General features: G+C 40.7%; 26 protein-coding genes. 3 read left to right on the forward strand and 23 right to left on the reverse strand.

Annotation, left to right across the window (positions count from 1 at the left end; translation table 11 throughout):
* Window positions 1-64: 64 nt before the first annotated feature.
* From BCU91_RS19385 to BCU91_RS19425, 8 genes are all read right to left on the reverse strand, one after another.
* Window positions 65-460 (reverse strand): GFA family protein, encoded by a 396-nt coding sequence (locus BCU91_RS19385; RefSeq protein WP_102436332.1) that lies wholly within the window; start codon window positions 458-460, stop codon window positions 65-67.
* A gap of 121 nt (window positions 461-581) precedes the next feature.
* Window positions 582-911, reverse strand: a complete 330-nt coding sequence (locus BCU91_RS19390) for a YbaB/EbfC family nucleoid-associated protein (RefSeq protein ID WP_076542292.1) — start codon at window positions 909-911, stop codon at window positions 582-584.
* Window positions 912-1041: 130 nt separating this feature from the next.
* Window positions 1042-3756 carry a DNA polymerase III subunit gamma/tau gene (gene dnaX / locus BCU91_RS19395; RefSeq protein WP_102532185.1) on the reverse strand — a complete coding sequence of 905 codons (2715 nt, stop codon included), beginning with the start codon at window positions 3754-3756 and terminating at the stop codon, window positions 1042-1044.
* 219 nt (window positions 3757-3975) lie between these two features.
* The gene (gene apt, locus BCU91_RS19400) at window positions 3976-4527 is read right to left on the reverse strand and encodes an adenine phosphoribosyltransferase (protein ID WP_198589273.1); all 552 of its coding nucleotides are present in this window, start codon (window positions 4525-4527) and stop codon (window positions 3976-3978) included.
* Window positions 4528-4685: 158 nt separating this feature from the next.
* A complete protein-coding gene (locus tag BCU91_RS19405; RefSeq protein ID WP_102436336.1) occupies window positions 4686-5051 on the reverse strand; it encodes a YbaN family protein in 366 nt (121 codons plus the stop codon).
* A gap of 349 nt (window positions 5052-5400) precedes the next feature.
* Complete coding sequence (locus tag BCU91_RS19415; protein ID WP_102436340.1) at window positions 5401-6150, reverse strand: putative DNA-binding domain-containing protein; 750 nt, start codon at window positions 6148-6150, stop codon at window positions 5401-5403.
* Window positions 6150-6983, reverse strand: a complete 834-nt coding sequence (locus BCU91_RS19420; protein WP_102532186.1) for a DUF692 domain-containing protein — start codon at window positions 6981-6983, stop codon at window positions 6150-6152. The genes BCU91_RS19415 and BCU91_RS19420 overlap by 1 nt, the downstream gene beginning before the upstream one ends.
* Before the next feature lie 156 nt (window positions 6984-7139).
* On the reverse strand, window positions 7140-7601 hold the full coding sequence (locus tag BCU91_RS19425) for a hypothetical protein (protein WP_102532187.1): 462 nt from the start codon (window positions 7599-7601) through the stop codon (window positions 7140-7142).
* Window positions 7602-7915: 314 nt separating this feature from the next.
* On the opposite strand from BCU91_RS19425, the gene BCU91_RS19430 reads away from it, so the two are divergent.
* A complete protein-coding gene (locus BCU91_RS19430) occupies window positions 7916-8872 on the forward strand; it encodes a tRNA-dihydrouridine synthase (protein ID WP_102476091.1) in 957 nt (318 codons plus the stop codon).
* Between the two features lie 333 nt (window positions 8873-9205).
* Window positions 9206-9568: a TraR/DksA C4-type zinc finger protein gene (locus BCU91_RS19435; protein ID WP_241904123.1), complete on the forward strand. Its 363-nt coding sequence runs from the start codon at window positions 9206-9208 to the stop codon at window positions 9566-9568.
* Window positions 9569-9745: 177 nt separating this feature from the next.
* On the opposite strand, the gene BCU91_RS19440 is transcribed toward BCU91_RS19435, so the two are convergent.
* The 15 genes from BCU91_RS19440 to trmJ all read right to left on the reverse strand — a co-directional run bounded on the left by BCU91_RS19440 (window position 9746) and on the right by trmJ (window position 24530).
* Window positions 9746-12376, reverse strand: coding sequence for a TonB-dependent receptor (locus tag BCU91_RS19440; protein WP_102532188.1), 2631 nt, complete (start codon window positions 12374-12376; stop codon window positions 9746-9748).
* A gap of 816 nt (window positions 12377-13192) precedes the next feature.
* Window positions 13193-13624 carry a nucleoside-diphosphate kinase gene (ndk, locus tag BCU91_RS19445; RefSeq protein ID WP_102440383.1) on the reverse strand — a complete coding sequence of 144 codons (432 nt, stop codon included), beginning with the start codon at window positions 13622-13624 and terminating at the stop codon, window positions 13193-13195.
* 148 nt (window positions 13625-13772) lie between these two features.
* Window positions 13773-14420: a TetR/AcrR family transcriptional regulator gene (locus BCU91_RS19450; protein WP_102519477.1), complete on the reverse strand. Its 648-nt coding sequence runs from the start codon at window positions 14418-14420 to the stop codon at window positions 13773-13775.
* A 126-nt stretch (window positions 14421-14546) separates the two neighbouring features.
* Window positions 14547-15950 (reverse strand): amidohydrolase family protein, encoded by a 1404-nt coding sequence (locus BCU91_RS19455; RefSeq protein WP_102532189.1) that lies wholly within the window; start codon window positions 15948-15950, stop codon window positions 14547-14549.
* 92 nt (window positions 15951-16042) lie between these two features.
* On the reverse strand, window positions 16043-16525 hold the full coding sequence (locus BCU91_RS19460) for a Rid family detoxifying hydrolase (protein WP_102532190.1): 483 nt from the start codon (window positions 16523-16525) through the stop codon (window positions 16043-16045).
* A gap of 15 nt (window positions 16526-16540) precedes the next feature.
* Complete coding sequence (locus BCU91_RS19465) at window positions 16541-16948, reverse strand: GFA family protein (RefSeq protein ID WP_102440387.1); 408 nt, start codon at window positions 16946-16948, stop codon at window positions 16541-16543.
* Between the two features lie 287 nt (window positions 16949-17235).
* Window positions 17236-17571: an ISC system 2Fe-2S type ferredoxin gene (gene fdx, locus BCU91_RS19470; RefSeq protein ID WP_076542310.1), complete on the reverse strand. Its 336-nt coding sequence runs from the start codon at window positions 17569-17571 to the stop codon at window positions 17236-17238.
* Window positions 17572-17579: 8 nt separating this feature from the next.
* A complete protein-coding gene (gene hscA, locus BCU91_RS19475; RefSeq protein WP_102440389.1) occupies window positions 17580-19442 on the reverse strand; it encodes a Fe-S protein assembly chaperone HscA in 1863 nt (620 codons plus the stop codon).
* Window positions 19443-19531: 89 nt separating this feature from the next.
* Entirely contained in the window at window positions 19532-20056 is a 525-nt protein-coding gene (hscB, locus tag BCU91_RS19480; RefSeq protein WP_102440390.1) for a co-chaperone HscB, read from the reverse strand.
* A 60-nt stretch (window positions 20057-20116) separates the two neighbouring features.
* A complete protein-coding gene (gene iscA / locus BCU91_RS19485; RefSeq protein WP_102440391.1) occupies window positions 20117-20440 on the reverse strand; it encodes an iron-sulfur cluster assembly protein IscA in 324 nt (107 codons plus the stop codon).
* Between the two features lie 14 nt (window positions 20441-20454).
* Window positions 20455-20838, reverse strand: coding sequence for a Fe-S cluster assembly scaffold IscU (gene iscU, locus BCU91_RS19490; RefSeq protein ID WP_076542320.1), 384 nt, complete (start codon window positions 20836-20838; stop codon window positions 20455-20457).
* 39 nt (window positions 20839-20877) lie between these two features.
* On the reverse strand, window positions 20878-22092 hold the full coding sequence (locus tag BCU91_RS19495) for an IscS subfamily cysteine desulfurase (protein ID WP_102440392.1): 1215 nt from the start codon (window positions 22090-22092) through the stop codon (window positions 20878-20880).
* A 79-nt stretch (window positions 22093-22171) separates the two neighbouring features.
* On the reverse strand, window positions 22172-22633 hold the full coding sequence (gene iscR, locus BCU91_RS19500) for a Fe-S cluster assembly transcriptional regulator IscR (protein WP_076542338.1): 462 nt from the start codon (window positions 22631-22633) through the stop codon (window positions 22172-22174).
* A gap of 313 nt (window positions 22634-22946) precedes the next feature.
* Complete coding sequence (gene cysE, locus BCU91_RS19505) at window positions 22947-23768, reverse strand: serine O-acetyltransferase (protein ID WP_102476087.1); 822 nt, start codon at window positions 23766-23768, stop codon at window positions 22947-22949.
* Between the two features lie 24 nt (window positions 23769-23792).
* Window positions 23793-24530: a tRNA (cytosine(32)/uridine(32)-2'-O)-methyltransferase TrmJ gene (trmJ, locus tag BCU91_RS19510; protein ID WP_102440394.1), complete on the reverse strand. Its 738-nt coding sequence runs from the start codon at window positions 24528-24530 to the stop codon at window positions 23793-23795.
* A gap of 149 nt (window positions 24531-24679) precedes the next feature.
* Here trmJ and suhB point away from each other — a divergent pair, with 149 nt between their 5' ends.
* Window positions 24680-25483, forward strand: coding sequence for an inositol-1-monophosphatase (gene suhB / locus BCU91_RS19515; protein ID WP_076542340.1), 804 nt, complete (start codon window positions 24680-24682; stop codon window positions 25481-25483).
* Window positions 25484-25620: the final 137 nt, after the last annotated feature.

The following is a 25620-nucleotide window of genomic DNA, read 5'->3' on the forward strand; positions in this document are numbered from 1 at the left end:
AGGCTAACAATCAACCATGTCAAATATTTTTAACCTTGGGTTAACAAATTAATGCTTTTATCGCTTAGCTGTCTGCGGGGTGATTTATACCATCGTTAAGCACAACATCATCAATATCAAAAGGATTAACACCTTCTAAGCAGCCAATGTTATAGCCATATTCTGTAGGATTAGAGCGACGTTGATGGTGGGTATAAATACCGCAATGGCGACAAAAGTAGTGCTTAGCAGTGTGGGTATTAAATTGATATAACTTGAGAGCATCCGCGCCTTTTACGATTTGAATGCCAGCTAATTCTACCGAGCCCACAATGGCGCCTTTTCTGCGACAAATTGAGCAGTCACAGCGTCTTGGCTTTTCAATGCCATTGGGTAATGAAAGTGATAATACAACCGCGCCGCAATGACAACTGGCTAAGTGTTTCGACTTTATAACGGTTTCACCGACCTTGGTTAGCATCATATATCCTTATAAGACTCTGACATGGCGGTACAATTTAGCAGAAAATTTAATCTGAACGAAACGCGATCAAAAAAGCCCAAGATAAACTTGGGCTTTTGAATCTTAAAACCTTTAAGATTTAGAATGGCATTTTCATTCCTGGAGGTAATTGCATACCGCCAGTGACTTCAGCCATCTTAGTCTTTTGGTTTTCTTCGATGCGACGTGCTGCGTCATTGAATGCTGCAGCAATAAGATCTTCCAACATTTCTTTGTCGTCTTCCATCAAACTAGGGTCGATGTCAACTTTACGAATGTTGTGTGAACCCGTCATGGTCACTTTAACTAAACCTGCACCCGCTTCACCGGTCATTTCAGTGCGTGCGATTTCTTCCTGCATTTTAGCCATTTTGTCTTGCATCATTTGGGCTTGTTTCATTAAGTTGCCCATACCGCCTTTTCCAAACATAGTCTTTTCTCTTAATTAGGTTATTAGCAAGCAGCCAAAGTGGGGCTAATCTTACTGAAAAAAAATAAATTGGCAATAAATCCGCGGCTATTGCTATCAAAGTTTTGACGCCTATAACGCTTTAGCTGTTTTATTGAACAGTCAATGCTGGAATTTGTTGCCCTATCGCCTGTAGCTTTTCAACCGGATACACTAAAGTATCTGGATTTAGCTGAGCCGCTAAACGAGTAAACATCCATTGTACTTTGTCATCGTTAATTAAAGCGTAATTTGCATTAGCTAATAACTCTCGATGAAATCTTTTACGCAATTCAAGTGGGGTTTCATGTTGTGGATCAAGCCCAACCTGAATTTGCACCTTTGTGTCTTCGCCCAAAAGCTCCGATAAGGCAATTTGTAATTGCTCAATCGCCACTTCGGCGGATAAATGTTTTTGATCCGGTTTAAGTAATAACGGGATCGGATTGTCCAGTCGTTGGCATACCGAGTTAACGGCGAGCTGTCTTACCCTGCCGCCTATGCTTAACTGCGACATAATTTTGTACCAGTGCAAATCTAGGCTATCACCTGAGATTTCATGGTGACCGTTTAATGCCACTTCAGTCGATACGTGAGCGACTGCTGTCTCAGCCACTGGGGCATTATTCTCAGCTGACGCTATGGCAGTGTGTGCATGCTGACGACTTCCCGGCTCCTCATTAACAGCGCTTGTTGGCACTTCAACGGCGGCGATAGTAGTTTGTGCATTGTCAACTGCCATGTTAGTTGCTGCACTATGGCTCACCTCAGGCTCAGTTGTTGCTATTGCAGTTAAAACTGAAGCTGCAGGTAATTCAGTGGGCTTTTCCCATGGCGGTCTATCTGCTGCATCATTTGCTGCACTTGTGTTTACTTGCGTGGTTACATCAATAGTAGCATCAACTGTGGCGGTATTTTCAATCGACTGCATTTTCGCTTTGGGTGCAGGAATTTTAATACTTGGATTGGCTACCGCCTGTTGCTTTTTTGCTTGTTCACCTTCTTCGGCTAGCGAATTTAATTCCGCCTTTAATGAATCATTGGTAGCGAGCACAGCATCAAGTAAAGCATCCATGTCGCTTAAGTCAGCTTCTGTAGTATCAACGGTTGTTTGCTCAAGCTTAGCTTGCGCGGCACTAGTTTGCTGAACATTAGCTTGCGGAGTACTTGCTTCTGCCTGCTGATATTGATTGTGATCGTCGTTATCAAATTCAGCATAAGATTCGTCACTTGCCTGAGCAAACTGCTCGTAGGCATCAATGGGCATCTCATTTGACGATGTTGTTGATGTGACAGGCTGAGTTTCAATTGCTGGCGTTTCTACTCTAGGTGTTTCTACTGCAGCGGCTTTAACTGCTGGCGCTGCAATAACGCCTGAGTCAACTGCTTGCGTTTCAGTCGCTGCTTGCTGATTGAAACCTAAACTGTCAGCTTGACTAAGGATAATAGCTTGCTCTGCGGCTATCTCGGGAGCAGCATTTAGATTATCGTCCTCAGCTGCGATACTTGCAGTTTGTGGCAGCGTTATTGCCGCAGACACAGAACTGCTATCAACTGCAGTATTGCTTACTTGGGCTGGCTTAGTAGCCGTTATTGCTTCATTGTCTGCAACTGAAGCGCCTGCATTATTTGTAGCAGTGTCAGCCTTCGAGCTAACCGGCGCCGATTTAACCGTTTCTGGGGTCACGGGGTCTGGCGTCAATGAAATCGTTACTGGCTCATCGGTGTGCCAACGTTTAACGGGCTTTTCAGGTACAAATGCCACGGCTCTAAGTAACGCCATTTCAAGACCTGATTTAGGATCAGGAGCAAAGCCTAATTCTTTGCGACCCGTTAACAATAACTGATAGTAAAGCTGCACTTGCTCAAGGGTTAATTGCTGAGCAAAGGCTAAAATTTGTTCGCTGTATAACGACTGCTGCGCCGCGGCTGGCGCAAACTGCGTTAAGGTAATTTGGTGGAGTAATTCCAATAAACTGCGCAGCACCTCATCGGCATCTGCGCCAAAACTCAGCACTTGCTGAATAGTTTGCATTAAGTTAGCAATATCGGCATCACATAAGGCTTTTAGCAGCACTAAGACTTGCTGGGCATCAATACTGCCAAGCATGGTTTGCACCTGTTGGTGCATCACTTGGCCGCTACCAAAGGCAATCGCTTGATCGGTTAAGCTCAGGGCATCACGCATACTGCCGTTAGCCGCTTTTGCCAATAGTGTTAATGCTTGGGGCTCAAAGGTTAATTGCTCTTGAGTTAAGATAAAATCTAGCTGCTTAGTAATTTCATCTTGAGACAGACTTTTTAAATTAAATTGTAAACAGCGAGACAACACAGTCACCGGCAATTTTTGCGGATCTGTGGTGGCCAGTAGAAATTTCACATGCTCAGGCGGCTCTTCAAGGGTTTTCAGTAAGGCATTAAAACTACTTCGAGACAGCATATGCACTTCATCGATTAAGTAGACTTTGTAACGGCCTCTTGAAGGCTTATATTGCACGTTATCAAGTAGCTCACGGGTATCATCGACCTTAGTTCTTGAGGCCGCATCCACTTCAATAAGATCAACAAACCTGCCTTGGGCAATTTCAACACAACTTGAACACACGCCACAAGGTGTCGAAGTGACCCCTTGCTCACAGTTAAGCCCCTTAGCAAATAGGCGCGCTAAACTGGTTTTACCCACACCTCGAGTGCCAGTAAATAAATACGCATGATGTAATCGTTGCTGTGTGAGTGCATTTGTAAGTGCCAGTAGAACATGTGACTGCCCTACCATTTCTTCAAATTTGGCAGGGCGCCATTTACGGGCTAACACCTGATAAGACATGGAATTCCCCAAGCTTTAATGAAACGGGATGATCTAAATAATACCAATGGTAATTAATTGTACCCGAAAATAAAAATAACAATAGCATGCTCATCAATCACAGGCTATTGCTACTCTAAAAGGCTGGATAATTTGCTGAAGATTCAATCGATGCAGAGCAAAAATCAGGCTTTATTGAGTTAAGCTCAACAAAGCCACTAACATATTATGCGTGCTTGGCTATTCGCCTTCAAACTCACATAAGGTCAATAACTCAACCCCTAAACCTTCAAGGCGTTTTTCGCCGCCGATATCTGGCAGAGAAATAACAAATGCAGCGTGCTTAACTTCGCCGCCTAATTCACGAATTAATTTTACCGTTGCTTCAATGGTGCCGCCTGTAGCAAGTAAGTCATCAACGACCAATACTTTATCTTCAGGGGTGATCGCATCTACGTGAATTTCTAAGGTGTCTTTACCGTATTCAAGATCGTATGTTTGCGCAATCGTCTTTCTCGGCAATTTTCCCGGCTTACGTACGGGTACAAAACCAATACCAAGCTCTAATGCTAATGGCGCACCGAATAAAAATCCACGCGCTTCAGTACCGACAACTTTAGTGAAACCTTGATCTTTATAATGCTCTACAAATAAAGCGATAGTGGCTTTATAAGCTTCAGAGTCTTCTAAAAGGCTGGTGACATCGCGAAACATAATGCCTGGGATTGGGTAATCAGGAATAGCTTTAATACTGTTTTTGATAAGCGCTAAACGTTCTGAGTTCATAGTCATATTAGATAATCTATTGTAAAAGGAATGTTTTAATAGCCATCATTTTCAATATCATTAGCTTGAAATTGAAAATATAGTTTCTGGCATATCACTCAATGGCAGTGATACTAAGCATGTTTTAAGATAGTTGCAACTAACGAGCAAATTAAAGGTAACTTTTAATCTAACTCTGGGATCTGCCACAGATAAACCAGTAGGCAACATAACATGCAAGCGAGCATCACTTTCACCCAAACTAATGGCACAATTAAAATGCTCACAACAAAGCTTAAGGTGGTCATTATCATGGCTTTTTTCTTCAGCCGTTTGTTGATTGCTCGTTTATCTTGCCAATCATTTAACCCTTGAGCAAACCAAGGATGAGTCATCAACCAGTGATGCATGCGCGTACTTGAGCGGGCAAAACAATAAGCAGCCAGCAAGATAAAAGGCACTGTTGGTAATAAGGGCACCACAATACCAATGGTGCCAAGCGTTAAGCTCGTTAAACCAGTAATGAGGAACAAGCCTCGTTTTAACGCCATATGACTCCAAGCCCAAATCAAAAAAAACCATTCAATAGAATGGTTTTTGGATAACCGACTCTATGACTTAACTGAGCGGTATAATAACTGAGATTGGCTGTTAAATTAAGCCTGCAAGTCGCAAGGCAGATAGAGACGCTGGTAGCGTTGGTAACAATAAAACAAGAATAAAACCAATAAAATACATAATGTTAAATGGGTCTTTAAACGGCTGACTCATAGTTTTTACTTCCTAACAGTAATGTTGGCCGCCTTACAGCAGCGTGAACTGGATCACAAAAATTGCGCTATTGTATGTAAAAAGACTTTTAATATAAACCACAAATTAAGTAGGAGTTTTATCCACTGTTTAAGCCTGTGTTAACGAACAGATAACCCTTTTGTCGGCCAATTGTTGCAACATTTGCAAGCAGCCATTAGATAAGGTTTCCGGCGTCATCTGTGGGTAGGTCTCGCTAAGCCATGTCAATACATCATTAAAGTAACATTGCTCGGCTTGAGCAATATAGGCTAACACTTGGGCTGTTAATGGGTTTAACTTTAAAAAGTTAACTTCATCATGTTCATCGCGATAAACACAAAAGCTTTGCCCCTGCTCACTGGGCTCTGTGGGTTGGTAATCGACACTGATGTGTTGCACATCATATTGATATTGCGCCACAGTGGCGGTCACTGACAGCTTTAGCGGTAGCTCGGTAATCAAGTCTTTGGCAATTGGCTGCTCATTAACATCATCGAAAACAGTGGCAATATATAACTCTAGCCATTCGTAATGTGCTAGCTCCAACATAAAGGCAGGGTCGTAATCCGCAGGCTGATATTGAGTTTGCAAAAAACAGATAAACTCTTGGGATATTTCAATAAATATGGGGGTTTTACAGTCAAAACTTACAAAAAACTGTTGAATGAGTTTGGTCCATGCATCATCAGTATAAAGACTTTTCAGTACCGGAAACGCGCCTGACACAAAGCCATTGATGTTATTGAAAAATAGCTCACGGTAAACATTCATTCGCTCAAATGTCATGCCTTGTGGCAGTGGCTTGCTGGGATCGCGAATATAATCCATAAAGGCTTGTTGAGTGTTAATAAAATCCATTAAGCACTCCTTTTGATCGCTTTTGCGGCTTGTTGATAGCGATGAATTTGATTGATCTCTTGCAGTAATTCAGCGGTTTTGGGGATATTAAAGTCACGCTCTAATAATGTCGGAAACACCCCATGTTGCTGATAACTCTGTTGCAATAATTGCCAAACAGGATCAATCACATCAGCGCCGTGGGTATCGACCATTAACTGGGATGATTCTTCATAATGACCCGCGATATGCATATATTCAATCCGCTTGGTCGGCATTGAGCTGAGAAATTCAGCGGCATCATATTGATGGTTTATTGAGTTTACATAAATATTATTAACATCAAGCAGCAGTTTACAATCTGCCTCATCCAGCACAGCATTAACAAATTGCTGCTCAGTCATTTTCGCGCCAGGCGCAGCGTAGAAAGACACATTTTCTAAAATAAACGGCCGCTCTAAAATATCTTCAACTTGGTTAATACGCTTTGCAACATAAGTTACCGCTTCTTCGGTAAAGGGGATCGGCATTAAGTCATACATGTGGCCGCTACCAGAGCAATAACTTAAGTGCTCAGAGTAGATATTGATTTGATGGCTATCTAAAAAGCGTTTTACTTGCTTAACGAACTCAGTATCTAACGCATGTGGGCTGCCGATAGATAAAGATAAACCATGGCAAAAAAATTCATGTTGCTCTGTAAGTTGCCTAAACTGCTTACCAAACTTACCGCCTAGGGTCATCCAGTTTTCAGGCGCCACTTCGAAAAAGTTTATTTCATCAGGTACATGCTGACAAAACTCTTCAAGCATCTCTCGGCGTAAACCTAGTCCTACGGTTGCTTGTTTTGCCATAAATCACCTCAAACACGCTATTAATCACTAAAATGAATGAAAGTTATCGACTAAAAAGGCCTGCATAACAGGCCTTATTTTGGCGTAGATTTAACTGGCATGAAAGCTTTTAAAACAATATAAGCCACTTAATCAACATGCTAATAATCTAGTTGATTATTTAGCACCACCACATTTACCTTCGCCACATTTGCCTTCTTTGGCTTTACCTTCAGCCGCTTTTTTCATATCGCCGCCGCATTTGCCTTCACCACATTTACCTTCTGCGGCTTTACCTGCAGCTTTTTTCATATCGCCGCCACACTTACCTTCACCACATTTGCCTTCTGCGGCTTTACCTGCAGCATTTTTCATATCACCGCCGCACTTACCTTCACCGCACTTACCTTCACCACATTTACCTTCAGCGGCTTTACCTGCAGCTTTTTTCATATCGCCGCCGCATTTACCTTCACCACACTTGCCTTCTTTAGCTTTTTTATCGCCGCCATCTAACTGGTAACCTGAATTCATTTGCTCAAAACCAAATGGATTTGCCTCTACAGACGTTGATACGCCAGCGGTTAATACTACTGCACCTAATGCCAATGCGACTGTTGTTTGCTTTACTGAGTTCATAATAATTTCCTTAAATTCAAACTTAATAATGATGACCAACAACAAACAGTGCTGGCTTACAGATGAATAGACCTACAACCTGTTACTTTTATTTCACATTAATTGATCTAAATCATCATTTTTTATTAAAAATATTGCTAGAGAAGTTCTCTAATGATTAAGGATAGGACAAAATATTCATCTATCAATTTGATATAAAAGATTAAATATGCAGTTGCAGCAGATAACAGTGAATTCAAATACTTGAAATGAATTTGTATAAAAAATTAAACTCGCTAGAATAGCGCTCCTTTTATAGTTAACCAGGTAGTACTGTGCACGTAGTCTTAGCTCCGATGGAAGGCGTCATTGATGATTTGATGCGAGAAATTTTATCTGAAATCAACCCTTATGATTTGGTGGTAACCGAATTTGTGCGGGTGATTAATCAGTTACTTCCTGAGAAGGTTTATCATAAATTATGCCCTGAGCTGCGTAATGGCGGTTTGACCGCATCAGGCACCCCGGTAAGAATTCAATTATTAGGGCAACATCCGCAAGTGATGGCAGAAAACGCCCAGCGCGCGGTTGAGCTAGGCTCATGCGGTGTTGATGCTAACTTTGGCTGCCCTGCTAAAATGGTTAACCGCAGTAATGGCGGCGCAGTATTACTGCAATACCCGGATAAAATTCACGATATAGTCAAAGCAATGCGTGATGCAGTACCAGCAGATCAACCTGTTACTGCTAAAATCCGTCTCGGTTACGAAGATAAATCATTATTTATGGAAAACGCTATCGCTGTGTATGAAGCGGGTGCTACCGAGCTTGCTATTCATGCTCGCAGTAAGACTGACGGTTACAAGCCGCCTGCTTATTGGGAATACATAACCGAGGTGCGTGAGCGTTTACCTATCCCTATTATTGCTAACGGTGAGATTTGGAATAGTGATGATGCTAAGCGCTGTATGGCAGTTACAGGCTGTGACAGCATAATGCTGGGGCGCGGGGCAATGTCTCTGCCAAACCTTGCTGCCACCATAAAAGGCGTTGAAGCGCCTTACACTTGGTCACAAACGCTAAATTTGTTACTGAACTACACCCAAAAGCAGTTGGTTAACAAGAAAATTGATTATTACCCTGCCCGAGTAAAGCAATGGTTTACTTATTTGAATAAACAGTACCCTGAAGCTGATGTGTTATTCAGAGAGCTCAGAGTGCTTAAAACGGCTGAAGGTATCATTGCCATTTTAGAAAAAGCCCATGAACAACAGTTAGCGACTAACGGCTAACTTAAGCAGTCTTTTTAGCATTAACAGCTTTCATTAACTGAGAACTCATTTCAGTGATGGGTTTTCGGTTAAACAAACTGCATAATTCTTTTTGAGTCAGCAATTTGCCCCGATACAGACCATCATTGAGCTATCCCCTTCGCTATCTTGCTTAATTTACAGCACAAAATATAAGATTTTGCGCGTTTAGTTACCTACATAGTTCACACTATATAAATAAAGCCTAATACTGAAATCCTAAATTAACTCTCAATTGATCTCCATCATAGTAAGCATATTGATTAACGGTAGACTGGATAACCAGTGAAATGAACAAACTAATTAGGTGATCTTGTGAACACTCAAGACGTACAACAAATATTATTGCAACGAGAAGCACAGTTAAAATATGAACTTGTACATCAATTAAACCAACAAACTCAGCCTTCTGCTCAAGTTCAATTTAATATGAGTTTGACCGAGTTGATTGAACTCATGAGTGAGCAGCGATTAACTGACACCCCTCTATTTGGACAACTAACCCGTCTTGATGCCGCTCTTTGCCAGCTTGAACTTGGCCTCTATGGTTTATGTTCTGACTGTGAGTCTGACATTGAAGCGGAGCGCTTGGCCGCCGACCCCACAGAGCAGCGCTGTGCTCATTGTGCAGAAAAATACCATCAGCAACATCGCCATGAACTTAAATTAAGTCATTAATTGGCCTGTATTACTAATGCACTTATATCATGCCAATAAACATTACTCTTCACTAAAGGCTTTATAGTCGCTGCGATTAATTGCTTTTATAAATAAAAAAAACCTCCGCAAGCGGAGGTTTTTTGGTTTCTTATACAATCCCCTCAATAATATTGAAGGCCAAAATTCTAAGTTTTTTTAGAATTTTTGCGTATAACTTGCTGTATATGTACGACCGTATAAATTATAAAGTGCTGAGTCATAAGCAAGATTTGAATCTAAAACTGGATCTTCATTGGTGATATTACGAACACCTAATCCGAACTTACCATTCCACGATGTAGAGTAACTATAACTTGCATCGAAAGTAGTTTGCGAATTCAGTTTACCAACTTGAGCATATGTTTCTGGATCTATTGTTTCAGCCTGCCCATCAATATATTGAGTTAATAATGATGCTGCGTGATCGCCGTATGACCAATCGATTACCCAAGTAAATCTGTATTCAGGTAAACCATTACGACCAATTTGATCATTTACAGGGCCATCGAAATATTCTTCATCGTTGTATGCAAGAACCCAAGTCAAGTCAAAGGTAGTCCCAAAGTCACCAACTGCAGTTTCAAGACCTGTATAAGTTATATTAAAATCAATACCAGATGTATCAAATCCATTACCATTTACTTGAGGAGTTGTTGCTTCTAAGATTTTACCGTCAGCATTATCGCCCGCTCGTATAATTTCACCGCGAGACAAGTTACCGTATCCTACACTCGCTTCTTCTTTTAACAATGAGTCTAATGAAACGAATTGAATAACATTATCAACAGATAAATGGTAGTACTCAGCTTTAGCACTTAAATCATCCGTTAGATTCCAAATTAAACCCATGTTATAGAAGTCAGATGTTTCAGCTTCTAATTCTGAGTTAGCCGTTCGAGTAACATCGTATTGAGCGGAAGGACAATCAACAGGTGCTGTGCCCGCTAATTCACAAACATGATAATCCGTCGCGTCGTCTGCACTGTATGAATCTGCGGCATATAAATCTGATAATGCAGGAGCTCTAAAACCTTGTCCCCAAGAAGCTCTAAGTACTAAATCATCTACAATGTTATATCTTAAAGCAACTTTTGGTGTTGTCGCATTACCAAAATCAGAATAATCATCAAAACGAAGAGCAACGTTAAACTCTAAGTCATCAGTAACGGGTATAATTGACTCACCAAACACAGCAAATACATCTCTATCGCCGCCAGAACCGTTACCCGAAGAACCAATTACTTCCCCTGCCGCAGACTCAGCATCAACTTTAGAAGTATATTTATACTGAGCGAACTCTGTTCCAAAATAGAATCCAACTGTACCAGCTGGTAATTCAAATGCCTCAAAGTTTATACCGGCATTAACACTTTGAAACTCCATAATATCTTGAGCTAGAACATCGTGGCTGATTGAAGCGACAACAGCAGCGTTATTACCTTCTGGGCCAAAGTTAAAATCGCCAGACTTAACAAGCGCTTCTACTGTAGGGCGATGAACATAACCTGAACCGTAGTTACTATTTTCAGCTAAGTTATAGTGATATGTGAAATCCCAGCCAAAGTCATCGTGTGAACCTTCTAAACCAATTTGGATATCGGTACTATAGTCGATTGTGGTCGAATCACGAGTGCCTACATCTGTAAAACGATAATACGTACGACCAGCATTTTCGTTCTTCGAGGTGCCTAGATAGTTCCCATTTTCGTCATAGTTTTGAATATCAATCTGGCCTGCATCGACATTAAACCAACCAGCAGCAGGAGCAAAACGACCAAAAGTTTCATTGCGAGAAAATAAACCCTGACCAATAAATGTTATTTCATCAGAAATTTCATAATCAGCATTTACATAGCCAGCAGTATAGCCTCTTGAGGCATGGTCTGCAGCTTCTGAAGTGTAGTCATAACCACAGATAAAATCGCCACCACCCCAATCATAAACATGACCACCACCTACCATTTTATCATTGTTACAAGCATCCATTGGGCTAAACTGGAAAGTTGTCATATCTAAGAAGTTTCGAGCGTAGGGTGAAACACCTGTAGTATCGCCATAGTTTGGAGCTAATACATTAGTAGAGCTTGTGAACCAACGATCTCTTTGATAAATAATATCTCGATTTTGATGCTCGAAAGAGAAAGTCATACTACCTTTATCACTATTGACACCACCAACTACGTGAGTTTTCCACTCATCGCCGCCAGCCTGTTGAGGGTTAGTCATAGTTGCAGAAACCTCTACACCTTCATAACCTTTCTTAGTGATAATATTAACAACACCTGCAACAGCATCTGAACCATATACAGCTGATGCTCCGTCAGTTAAAACTTCAATACGCGCAATAGCTGCTGTTGGGATTGTATTTAAGTTTACTGCCGTTCCACCCATAGTTGGTGAACCTGGCATACGTTTACCATTTAATAGAACTAAAGTTCTATCAGCACCGGCACCACGTAAATTAATATTTGATTGACTCTGCCAAGTACTACCTGAAGATTCAGAAAAAGAACCAAAAGTATTTAGATTTGAGCGACGCAATACATCGGCTACTGACATTTCACCAGTTTTTTCGATTGCGGCAGCATCAATGGTAGTAATTGGTGATGAACCTTCCATATCGGTACGTTTAATGCGAGAACCAGTAACCTCAATTCTTTCTACTTTATCAACTTGAGCTTCTTCTGCAGCGCTAACAGAAAAAGTTGAAGTTGTTGCAACGGCTGTTGCAGCTACAGTTAATAAACCACGGCGAATAGCCTTAGCTGTCAAAGATAATGAACTCATTATTATACTCCCTTCGTTATGTTCTAAATAAAGCCACAACGTTATATTTTTATTTTTTAAGTTAATAGCTCCTATTAACTAAGGTTAATATTGTTAAATAAAGACGAATTAGTCAACATCTTTCACAAATAAATAAACAACCACTTGAGCATCTATATACAAAACAAGTAAGTAATAATTACATAATAAGTAAACCTTTTATTTACAACGCCTTATATTTAAAAAAACAAACAATGTTACCGCCAACCGATACTAATGTTACCAGGTTGTAATCGGTAACATTAAAAAGGATCGATAAACGAACAGCTCAGCTTAAATAAATAGATTAAACACCAATTAAAAGTAACACCAAGATCATATAAATCAACACTTATAACAAACCATTAACCTAAGTAACCTTTATTTATTATGGTTTAATTTTATTTCATTATTAAATCGCCCTTTGAAATTAACATTTAGATAGCATTTTAGTTCAATCTCTTCAGTCAAAAGTGCGTTTGGTTTCAATTTTGTATGACTTTTCACTTGGCGATAGTGAAATATATCTAGCTTAATCTTGATAGTTCGAACTGGACTTTGGACTTGGAACTTGGAACTTGGAACTTGGAACTTCGGGCCTGGGGCTTGAGACGATGAAGTAAAAGTTAGAATGGGGTTTTATAGAAGAGTAATTTTACTGAGTTGTTATGGCTGGGGTGATAATTACGAAGTAAGCAACAAGCTTGGGTAAGTCAGAAATAAGGGCATCTCTACGTTGCTGGATAGACAGGCATAAAAAAGGAGCCATAAGGCTCCTTTTTAAAATCAATGTAGAATTTAGCGTGTGCGTGCACACAACTCTTCTGCACTGAAGAAGTAAGCAACTTCACGTTCAGCAGATGCTACAGAATCAGAACCGTGAGCAGCGTTCTCATCAATGCTTTCTGCGAAATCTGCACGGATAGTGCCTTCAGCAGCTTCAGCTGGGTTAGTCGCACCTAAGATTTCACGGTGAGCTAGAACAGCGTTTTCACCTTCAAGCGTTTGAACCATGATAGGACCAGAAGTCATGAATGCAACTAAAGCACCGAAAAAAGGACGCTCGCTATGCTCAGCGTAGAAACCTTCTGCTTGCTCTTTAGTAAGGTGCACCATTTTAGAAGCGATGATCTTAAGACCAGCAGTTTCAAAACGGTTGTAGATAGCACCGATGTGGTTTTTAGCAACTGCATCTGGTTTAATAATTGAAAAAGTGCGTTCGATCGCCATTGTGAGCTTCCTTTAAATAACAAATATATTTTAAAATTCGCGCGGATTATACGTAATTTAGCCTGTAATGCATAGTGTTATTGATGTCACATAACCAAATTGTAATCATGTGAGCTAGGTTATACAAAAATTGTGATTAAACTCATACTTACAACGAATGCTGTTGGAAAGATTGATTAAGATAGCCCAATAGCATTTTAGGTAACTGCTCCACAAATTTAGCACTAGACATCGAACATGCAATTGCTGGGGTCAATGTAGGATATAAGATCTTATCCAGCAAACTATTTATCAGCATATAAATAACCATATCGGCTGCTTGTTGCTCAACGTTTGATGGCGCTATGGTCACAGTGAACTTCAACAACAGCTTAGAAAGTCGATTATAGGTTTCATTCCTGCTTAAGGTAGGATTAGAAAAAATAGTGTCCGGATGCAATCGCGCATTAAGATGAATAGTTCTAAAAACACTGCGTCTGCTATCAAGAAAATCAAATGTTTGCTGACACATCAACAAAACTTGCTGTTCTAAGGTTTCACACTCTATCAATTCTAATTCATCAACCCATTGAGATAATTCGCGCCCAAAGTCATCGTATAACAAAGGCAACAAGGCTTCTTTGTTCTCAAATCGACGATAAAACGTCCCTACAGACACCCCTGCACCTTCAGCTAATTCTTTAATACTGATATGTTCAAAGTACTTAACCTTTAATGCATCTTGTAAAGACTGCAGAAATTTATCATGAGTCACTTGGCTACGTTTTTGTTTTGGGCGTAAATCTATGGCTGACATGCATTTTTCCAGTTCGAAATCAGGGAGGAAACCAAGGTAACAAACCCAGTGTATTGTTACCTTAAGCATCATACAATTTCTACTGGCTAAACTCTAATTCAACAGGTCATTTACTGCGCTGTTAAGTTAATGTAACCCTACTATCGCTTTATTATCAGCAACGATTTTTTTAGTGTCAAAGCCAATGCCATTTTTAAATACTACTGGCATGTCTTGAATACGACTAATATCAACACTCAAATCGCCATTTATTAATACTAGATCAGCATTTTTACCGGCCTCAACTGAGCCAATAGTTTGCTGCTTATTAAGATAGTTTGCTGCATTCAAGGTGGCGATTTTAATCACTTCTTCGACACTAAAGCCTGCTTCATAAAGTAGCTCAATCATACGTTGATTTGAAAATCCAGCGACGACCCCGCCATAACCGGTAGGATCCGTTCCGGCCATCAACAAGCCGCCAGCTGCAACAAACTTCTTTTCTAATTGCATCATTTTATTAAACACGACAGGCCAAGTAGCATCTTCTTGCTGAGAGATAGTGAGCCAACGATTTTGATACTGCTCCCTAACTTGTGGAATAAGCGCTTCTAATGCTAATGGGTAGGCTTGTGGTCGCCCTTTTGTGAACGTTTCATAAATAGTTAGCGTAGAAGTAATAGCGACTTTCTTTTCGACTAAATAGGCAATGAGATCATTGACCTCAGGTGAATCAATATCTAAATCAACTAATGACTGATGTGCCCCTTCTGGGCACATATCTTTCTGTTTGTCTTTAACAAAATCAGTTGCGGCAAAGAAACCATGTTCAAGGTTATCAATTCCCATCTCAGCGGCTTCTCGGTAAGTAATAGAGCAAAGATGTGCTGTCACTTTATGATCCCGCAAATGCGCTTGCTCTATGACTGTTTCAAGCTCTTTTGTACGAATATTAATATAGGCTTTATATGACGTTACCCCTTCAGAAACCCAGTAATCTATCATTGCCTTAGCATTTTCTGCATCCCGCAGCGCTTTGAGTTTTAGAATTGGCAGCCCAGGACCATTTAAATACGGCGCAGTAACATCCATAGCAGGCCCAATAGTGTCACCTGAGTTAATGGCATCTCTTACATTTAAATCCCCGTAAGGTGAAGTGGTGCCAGCAGTCCTTACCGTGGTTGCACCGCCAGCTAGGTAAAGTTTGGGAAAGCTGTGGAGCATTTCGGTGTAATGGGCATTTCCGGTGGGATAAAACATATGCTCATGCATCATGATCAGGCCAGGAATTAAGGTTTTTCCCTTACCATCGATGATAGTGACGTCCTCTGCAATCGTTGTCGAAGCAGAAGCCATTATCGTTTTAATTTTCCCAGCCTCAATAACAACAGTTTGCGCTTCCTTAATTTTACTGCCAGTGCCATCGATGATATTGACATTGGTAATTGCAATTTTAGGTTGATCATATGATACATAACCACTCGCCACAGCACTTAAAGAAATACTGTAAAGCAGCATACCTAATGTGCAAAACAATTTAGATTGATTCATCCTTAACCTTATTCAAATTTATTTTGAACAAGATGATATCGTGCAAACAGATTTATGTAAATTTAGATTCACATTAGGGGCGGTTTTTATTGTTATTTTGCAGCAATACATTCAATTTCAATGCTGGCACCAAGAGCGAGACCTTTGACTGCCATAGTACTTCTTGCGGGATATGGGGAACTAAAATGCTGCTTATATACCTGATTAAATGCTGAGAAATCTTCAATATCCGTAAGCATCACAGTGCACTTAACCACATCTTTCATTTCATAACCCATTCGACCTAAAGACCCTTTAATGCCTAATAATGTCGATTGAGCTTCCGCAACGATGCCACCTTTAACTAAGGTCTTAGTCTCAGGGTTAAATCCTATTTGACCAGATAAATAGACAGTCCCGCCGACTTTCACCCCTTCAGAAAATGGCAAGGTCATGTCACCTTGCTGGGTATTTAAAAAACTAACTTCACCCTCTGAATAGCTACCAAGATTTACTGGCAGCACTTTCTGTTCAGAACTCTGCACAGCATTAACATAAAAACTCGCTAAAATAGATAAACTGACGATCAATTTCATTGTCATCCCTTAATATTATGGTGTTGTTGAAAATGTGCTTATGTCATTTAAAGTATTCAACCAAGGTTGTGCTGAACGATGCCAGATTTGCATAACCGGCGTTAATTCATTTCTTTGATCCACAACCCCTAAACGAATTCCATACACCCTAGACTTATCACCAACGGAAGTGGCGTACATTGCTGAGCCACATTGCTGACAAAAACCTTGGGCTCGTTGATTACCACTTTCGGCAACTTTGATGTATTCCTTTGGCGTGCCTTTGATAAAATTCATACCGTCAACTTCTGACATCACTACCGTCCTAAAGGCGCTAGCCGATAGTAATTGGCAATCAGTGCAATGACAGATGACAACTTTTTCTGGTAAAACCTTGGCAGTAAAAACTAACTCACCACAATGGCAATGTCCGGTGATGTTCATATAGTCCTCTAGATAAAATGATGCCAACTTAGTTTGCGAATGCAAATTCACAAACAAGATAGTTACATTAATTCAACATTGCAACTTAAAATCGTGTCAATGAGTAAAGAAGTAAATTGCTTTAGAGATAATTAGCATAACGAACATAAAGAATATCGAGCGAAGGGGGATATGAATAATGACGCAAAGAAAAGTTAACTGTTTCTAAAAATTGTCCAAAAAAAAGCAACCTCTATAGATATAGACGTTGCTCAATTTATTACACCCGTTAACTGTATTTGAAGATTCTAGCCTTCACTGACCATATTAATAGTATATTTAGGTATTTCGATAACCATATCGGTATCAACCACTTTAGCCTGACAAGCTAGACGACTTTCAGGCTCTAAACCCCAAGCTTTATCTAGCATGTCATCTTCCAATTCATCACTTTCTTCTAGCTCATCAAAGCCTTCACGGACGATACAATGACAAGTGGTACAGGCACATGACTTTTCACAAGCATGTTCAATATGAATGCCATTTTTTAAAGCAACGTCTAAAATCGTTTCGCCTATTTCTGCTTCAAGAACTGCTCCATCAGGACACAGCTCTTCATGGGGTAAAAATACTAACTGCGGCATTTGTTCACCTATATATTATCGACAGACTGGCCTTTCAGTGCTGTTCGAATTGAATTATCCATACGACGATTAGCAAACTCTTGGGTTTGTGCATCTAACGCTTCAATCGCTTTTTCAATCGCGTCAGTATCATCGCTTTGAGCGGTCACTTGTAACTGTTCAATGGCGCTATAAATAGCACTGCGCTCTTGCTCATTTAATAAGTCCGCATCTTTTGCTAATGCTGCGGTTAGTGTTTCCACTACTCGAGACGCTTCAACTTGCTGCTCAGCTAGCATACGACGGCTAATGTCATCTTTAGCATGCTTCATTGAATCTTTCAGCATAGTCGCTATTTCAGAGTCAGATAAACCAAATGAAGGTTTAACCTGAATCGTGGTCTTCACTTCGGTTGATTTTTCCATAGCGGTTACGCTAAGTAAACCATCTGCATCCACTTGGAAGGTCACGCGAATATGCGCAGCGCCGGCTGCAAGTGCTGGAATACCATTTAAGGTAAAGCGCGCTAATGAGCGACAATCGTCAACCATTTCACGCTCGCCCTGCACCACATGAAATGCCATCGCCGTTTGACCATCTTTAAAGGTGGTAAACTCTTGAGCTCGCGCCACTGGAATGGTGGTGTTACGGGTGACGACTTTTTCAATCAGCCCACCCATAGTTTCGATACCCAAAGACAATGGAATAACATCAAGTAATAATAAGTCAGATTCTGGTTTGTTACCCACCAAAATGTCAGCCTGGATCGCAGCGCCAATGGCAACCACGCGATCAGGATCGATTGAGGTTAACGGGGTTTTCTTAAAGAAATTTTCAACTTGTTCACGTACTAAAGGCACGCGAGTTGAACCACCAACCATTACAGTTTCGATAATCTCATCAGTACTGACATCGGCATCACGTAACGTGCGGCGACAACTGGCAATGGTTTTTTTCACCAGTGAACTGATCAATGTTTCAAAATCAGCTTTAGTCACTTGTGTTTCTACGCGCTCAGCATTATCTAACGTAATCGATGCTATGCAGCTCTCAGATGTGGTTAAGTGCTCTTTAACTCTTCTCGATTCAATCAATAATTGACGTGAAAGCGTGGCAGACAAATCAGTTAAACCAAAAGCTTGCTGTAGATGTGCTTGCAATAAATGGTCAAAGTCATCACCACCTAACGCAGAGTCACCACCAGTGGCTAATACTTCAAACACGCCGCGATTTAGGCGCAGTATTGAAATATCAAATGTGCCGCCACCTAAGTCGTAAATGGCAATCACACCTTCTTGTTTTGAATCTAAACCATAGGCAATTGCTGCTGCCGTTGGCTCATTGAGTAAACGTAATACTTTAACACCTAATAGCTCTGCTGCATCTTTAGTGCCTTGACGCTGGGCATCATCAAAATAAGCCGGTACGGTAATCACCACACCTTCAAGATTGCCACCTAATGTCAACTCGGCGCGAGCAATAAGAGGCTTTAAAATTTCAGCCGAGACTTGCACGGGGTTAACAGCGCCAAAAGCAGTATTAAAAATCGGTAAGCCATTGTCACTTGAGCTAAAGTCGTAGGGTAACTGTTGCTCTTTTGCTTGAATATCAGCAAGGCTTCTACCCATAAAACGTTTTACTGAAACAATGGTATTTTTAGGATCTTGGGCAGATTGTGCTTGCGCATTAACACCAACATCAATAGATTCGGCATTATAATGGACCACAGAAGGAAGAGAATGCTGTCCGTTATCATCAACTAATGTTGATGCTTCGCCACTTCTAACAGCCGCTACTAAAGAGTTTGTGGTACCTAAGTCGATACCAACAGCGAGACGATGCTGATGGGGCGCGGCGCTTTGACCGGGCTCAGCGATTTGAAAAAGGGCCATAGTAATCCAATAGTTTATTAGTGAACATTCATCGATTAAATCAAAACAAAATGCTCTGTTAAAAACAGAGCATTAAGTTTACCAATCCATTAGTCTAGTAATGAATCTTCAATTTTAGCGAGTTCATCTTGCAATTTTGCCATAAATTTTAGCTTTCTGATCTGATCTGCCGCTAATAAATTATCATTATCGGTGTCTTTAACCAGTAAAATAGCAAGGCTTTGCGAGAGTGACTTTTCAAAATCAGCAAAAGAGTCAAATAAGTCACTGATTAAGTCGTCGGGTTGCTGGCTGTGCTCGATATCTTCTAATGCTTCACGCCATTCCATCTGCTGCATTAAAAATGCAGTGTCTTTAACTGTGGTGGTTTCATGGCTTATATCAATACCACGAAGGCTCAATATGTGTTCGGCACGTCTGAGCGGATTCTTGAGAGTCTGATAACCATCATTAACTTGTGCAGTACGCTGCACGGATAATAATTTTTGTTGCTCAGATCCATTAGCGAATTTATCGGGATGAACCGCCCTTTGCAGTTCGCGGTAGCGTTCTGCAAGTTGGGCGATATCGATATCAAAGGAAGGTGAAAATTGAAATAACTCAAAATAATTCATTGGCAGATATCATGCTCTTTGATTGGTGATTTGCGATACAAGCTTCATAGTATAGATTAACTAAACAGTGAAACTTTCACCACAACCACATTCACCTTTGGCATTAGGGTTGTTAAATTGAAAACCTTCGTTTAGGCCTTCTTTAACAAAATCTAACTCTATACCTTGCAGATAAATAAAGCTTTTGGCATCTATGATGATATTTACGCCTTCGATGTCATAAACTTCATCGTCGTCATTAATTTCATCGACAAACTCGATGACATAAGCCATACCTGAACAACCAGATGTTCTTAACCCAAGGCGTAAACCTAAACCTTTCCCACGATTTACTAGAAAAGATTTAACTCTATCAGCCGCAGCTGGGGTCATTGTAATTGCCATCTTAACTCCAGGTATTACTTATCTTGCTTTGATTTGTACTCATCCAACGCTGCTTTAATAGCATCTTCAGCTAAAATTGAGCAATGGATTTTAACTGGTGGAAGCGCTAACTCTTCTGCAATGTCTGCATTTTTAATCGTAGCGGCTTCTTCAACAGTTTTGCCTTTAACCCATTCTGTTACTAATGAGCTTGATGCAATGGCACTACCACAACCATAAGTTTTGAATTTAGCATCTTCAATGATGCCATTCTCGCCTATTTTAAGTTGTAATTTCATTACATCACCACATGCGGGTGCACCTACCATTCCGGTTACCACTGATGGATCATTTTTATCAAATGAACCAACGTTACGTGGATTTTCATAATGTTCGATTACTTTTTCGCTGTAAGCCATAACAATTCTGCTCCGTTTATCGCTATCGATAATAATGTATTAGTGATGTGCCCATTGAACTTGATCAAGGTCGATACCATCTTTGAACATCTCCCATAATGGAGACATTTCACGTAATTTACCGATAGATTCATCAATTACTTTAATTGCATGCTCGATTTCTTCATCAGTGGTAAAACGACCGATTGAGAAGCGAATTGAGCTATGTGCCATTTCATCATTTAAGCCTAGTGCACGTAATACGTAACTTGGTTCTAGGCTTGCTGAAGTACATGCAGACCCTGATGAAACCGCTAAATCTTTAAGCGCCATCATTAATGACTCGCCTTCAACAAAGTTGAAGCTGACGTTGAAAATGCCGCAATAACGTTGCTGCATGTCACCATTAATATAAGTTTCTTCAATATGTTTAATGCCATTCCATAACTTGTCACGTAGACGAAGGATACGGGCACTGTCTTCAATCATATCTTGCTTAGCAATCGCGGCTGCTTCGCCTAAACCAACAAGTTGATGTGTCGCTAATGTACCACTACGCATACCACGTTCATGTCCGCCACCATGCATTTGTGACTCTAAACGGATACGAGGCTTACGGCGCACATATAATGCACCTACGCCTTTAGGCCCATACATTTTATGGCCAGAAATTGAAATCAAATCAACTTTAATTGCTTGTACATCAATCGGTAATTTACCAGCACTTTGTGCTGCATCCATATGGAAGAAAATACCTTTTGAGCGACATAATTCGCCAATGGCTTCGATGTCTTGAATCACACCAATTTCATTGTTTACATGCATGATGCTCACTAAAATAGTGTCTTCACGCATGGCAGCTTCAATCACTGACAATGCAATTAAACCGTTTGCACTTGGTTCAAGGTAAGTGACCTCAAAGCCTTCACGTTCAAGCTGACGACATACATCTAACGTTGCTTTATGTTCTGTCTTGCTAGTGATGATGTGCTTGCCTTTCTTGTGATAGAAATGCGCAATACCTTTAATGGCAAGGTTACTTGATTCAGTCGCACCAGATGTAAATACAATTTCACGGTGATCAGCGTTGATTAAATCTGCTACTTGGTTACGAGCAATATCAACTGCTTCTTCGGCTTGCCAACCATAACGATGAGAACGAGATGCTGGGTTACCAAACACACCGTCCATTGTCATAAATTGCACCATCTTGTCGGCAACGCGTTTGTCGACAGGGGTTGTTGCGGCATAGTCTAAATAGATAGGAAGCTTCATCATACACTCCGTACTGAGTAGCCCAAAGGAGGCTACTAACAACGTACATATAAATAGTTATCAATATATGAACAGGAAATTATAAACTAACTCTATGTTCATTCTGCATTTCATCTTGCTTTAGTGAGATAAATTGAACATCTCGTTTGTGCATCAATCCAGCAAGTGTAATGCCATCTAAGAAATCTGAAATTTGTTTACTTAAGTCACCCCATAGCGAATGGGTTAGACAGCGGGTGCCACTTTGGCAGTTCCCTTTTCCCTGACAACGAGTCGCATCGACAGACTCGTCAACAGCATGGACAACCATGCCTACAGAGATATCATTGGCTTCTTGGCCTAGGCGATAACCGCCACCAGGACCACGCACGCTTGATACAAGACCATGTTTACGAAGCTTGGCGAAAAGTTGCTCAAGATAGGAAAGCGATATCCCCTGTCTCTCAGAAATATCCGCTAAGGGAACTGGTCCGGTAGCTGAGTGAATTGCAACGTCCAGCATAGCTGTCACTGCGTAGCGACCTTTTGATGTCAGTTTCATAACGTTATTTGCTCCCATAAACCATAGAGCAATTTCACCATACCCGAGTATTTTAGTCAAGTATTTAACCAAGTAATTTACTCAAGTATTATCTCTCGTTCACATCTAACAATTTAGGTCTTAAAATTTGCAGGGCTATTTAACCTTTTTATAGTGCAAGATTCAATGCCAGCGAGCCATTAAAAGCCCTAATTTGTGATAAATTCGTCCTACTTTTACAAAAATGCTTCAGTTGTTAAAATTTGCAGTACAGAAATAAAAAATCGACACCCAGATAAGTGGGTGCCGATTGTGTCATTTTCAAGTCTACTGATTATATAATCGGGTCAAACTTATCAATTTCTTGAGTACGTTTTTCAGCCGCTTCTTGTTCAGCTTCAGTAAAGTCGTCAACATTCAACTCTGGTAGCTTTTCAGTACAGACTTCACCGCCCATGGTTTGCACCGCTTGGCAAATCTCTTGTACTTTAGAGTCCATTAAATGCATATGATCAAGCATTTGCCCAATGGCACTGGCAACAGGATCTGGGTTGTCTGGCGACACTGCATAGGCATCAAAGCCGTATTTTTTCGCCATGGCGCTTCTACGCTCAGTTTGTTCTTTCGATTGCGCTGAAGGACTTGATACCACACGGCCAGGTATACCCACTACAGTAGTGTCTTTAGCAACATCTTTAACCACTACTGAATTTGAGCCAACTCTTGCGCCATCATGCATCGTAATAGGCCCCAGAATTTGTGCCCCAGCACCAACCACCACATTATTTTGCAGTGTTGGGTGACGTTTTCCCGCTTGCCATGTTGTGCCACCTAAGGTAACGCCATGATAAAGCGTACAATCATCACCAATTTCGGCTGTTTCACCAATCACAACGCCCATACCATGATCGATAAAGAATCGACGGCCAATAGTCGCACCAGGATGAATTTCGACCCCTGTTAACCAACGCGAAAAAGTAGACAAACATCGAGATAGCAGACGCCAATTTGCATTCCAAAGCTTGTTACTGATGCGATGGATCCAAATTGCCTGCATACCAGGGTAGTTCATTAATATTTCGAAACTACTGTTCGCCGCGGGATCGCGGTGATATATAGATTCAATATCTTCTTTTAGTCGCGCAATCACGCCCATATAACAATCCTTAATACGTTAACGTTATGAATCTTTGTTCTCGTCTGATTTCGCGACTTTTTTATCGATTGAAGTCAATATACCGCGCAGAATATTCATCTCCGCAGTTTCAACCCTTGCACGGGCGAATAAACGTTTAAGTTTGGTCATAATCTGCCCTGGATGATTCTTAATAATGAAGTTAGTTTTTGTTAGTGTTGACTCAAGGTGTACATAAAAACGCTGTAAGTCTTCTGCTAACGGGTATTCTTCTTCAACCGTTGCTTTTTCATCTAACGCAAGGTGGGCCATGCGGGTTTCATAACAAATGATTTGTACCGCTTGCGCCAAGTTCAATGAGCTATATTCTGGATTTGCAGGTATGGCTACATGATAATGACACTCTTGTAATTCCTCATTGCTTAACCCGTGGTTCTCACGACCAAAGACAATCGCTACAGGCCCTTTTATCCCTTCAAGAGCAAGTTTTTCACCTGCTTCTTTTGGCACTAGCATTGGCCAATCTAAAGTACGACTTCTGGCACTGGTTGCAATGACTAAGCTACAGTCTTTGATTGCATCCGTTAAAGAATCAACAATAGTGATATCTCGGATTAAATCTGCTGCGCCAGCAGCAAGTGCAATAGATTGCCCATCAGGCTCAACTCTTGGTTCAGCCAAATATAAATTTGATAACCCCATGGTTTTCATGGCTCTTGCTGTAGAACCAATATTACCAGGGTGTGATGTACCCACTAAAACAACGCGTATATTACTCAGCATGAAACTACTTTATTCTTTAAAAAACTATTTTGGAATAGTAACACAAGCAGCAATTAATTCGTTATATGAAAATCTGCATTTGATATAACTGTCAAAAAGCGTATAATATGCCGCTGATTTATTCGTTCTTTAACATCCAGGGGATTGCTATGCATCCGATGCTGACTATTGCCACGCGCGCTGCACGCGCTGCGGGCCAAACTATTATGCGCGCCTACACTGAACTCGACAATGTTGAGATTGATTCAAAAGGTCTAAATGACTTTGTTACGAGTGTAGACAAGGAAGCTGAATCTACCATTACATACCAAATTCGTAAATCTTACCCAGATCATACGATTGTTGGCGAAGAAAACGGTGAAAACCGTGGCACCAATAAAGATTATGTGTGGATAGTTGATCCTTTGGATGGTACCAACAACTTCGTTCGTGGTATCCCTCATTTCGCAGTTTCTATCGCTGTTCAATACAAAGGCAAAATTGAAGTTGCCGTTGTTTACGATCCTGTACGCGAAGAACTGTTCTCTGCCGTTCGTGGTAAAGGCGCTAAAGTTAATGACTTCCGTCTACGTGTAACTAATGTTAAAACACTTGATGGCACCATTATTGGTACTGGTTTCCCGTTCAAAGCTCGCCAACACACTGAATCTTACCTAAACATCTTAGGTGAAGTATTCCCTGTATGTGCAGACATTCGTCGCACCGGTTCAGCAGCACTTGATTTAGCCTATGTTGCCGCGGGTCGTTTTGACGGTTTCTTTGAAATCGGTCTTAAGCCTTGGGACATCGCAGCAGGCGACTTAATCTGTCGTGAAGCTGGCGGTACTGTAGCTGACTTTACCGGAAACCATAACTATATGACTTCAGGTAATATTGTTGCAGGTTCTCCTAAAGTGACTTCCGAGTTAGTTAAAATTATGCGTCCTTTATTAAATGAAGGCTTAAAACGCTAATTTCAATTAATGCCAAAAGCCGCCTTTTATGGCGGCTTTTTTGTATCTGCAGTTCTTTAGCCTTCAATGGCACTGCTAAATAGTGATGATATTGGGATAAATTTATATTATTTGAACTAGATCACTCAGTATTATTC

It is taken from the genome of Shewanella sp. 10N.286.52.B9, assembly GCF_002873635.1.
Classification (GTDB): Bacteria; Pseudomonadota; Gammaproteobacteria; order Enterobacterales; family Shewanellaceae; genus Shewanella.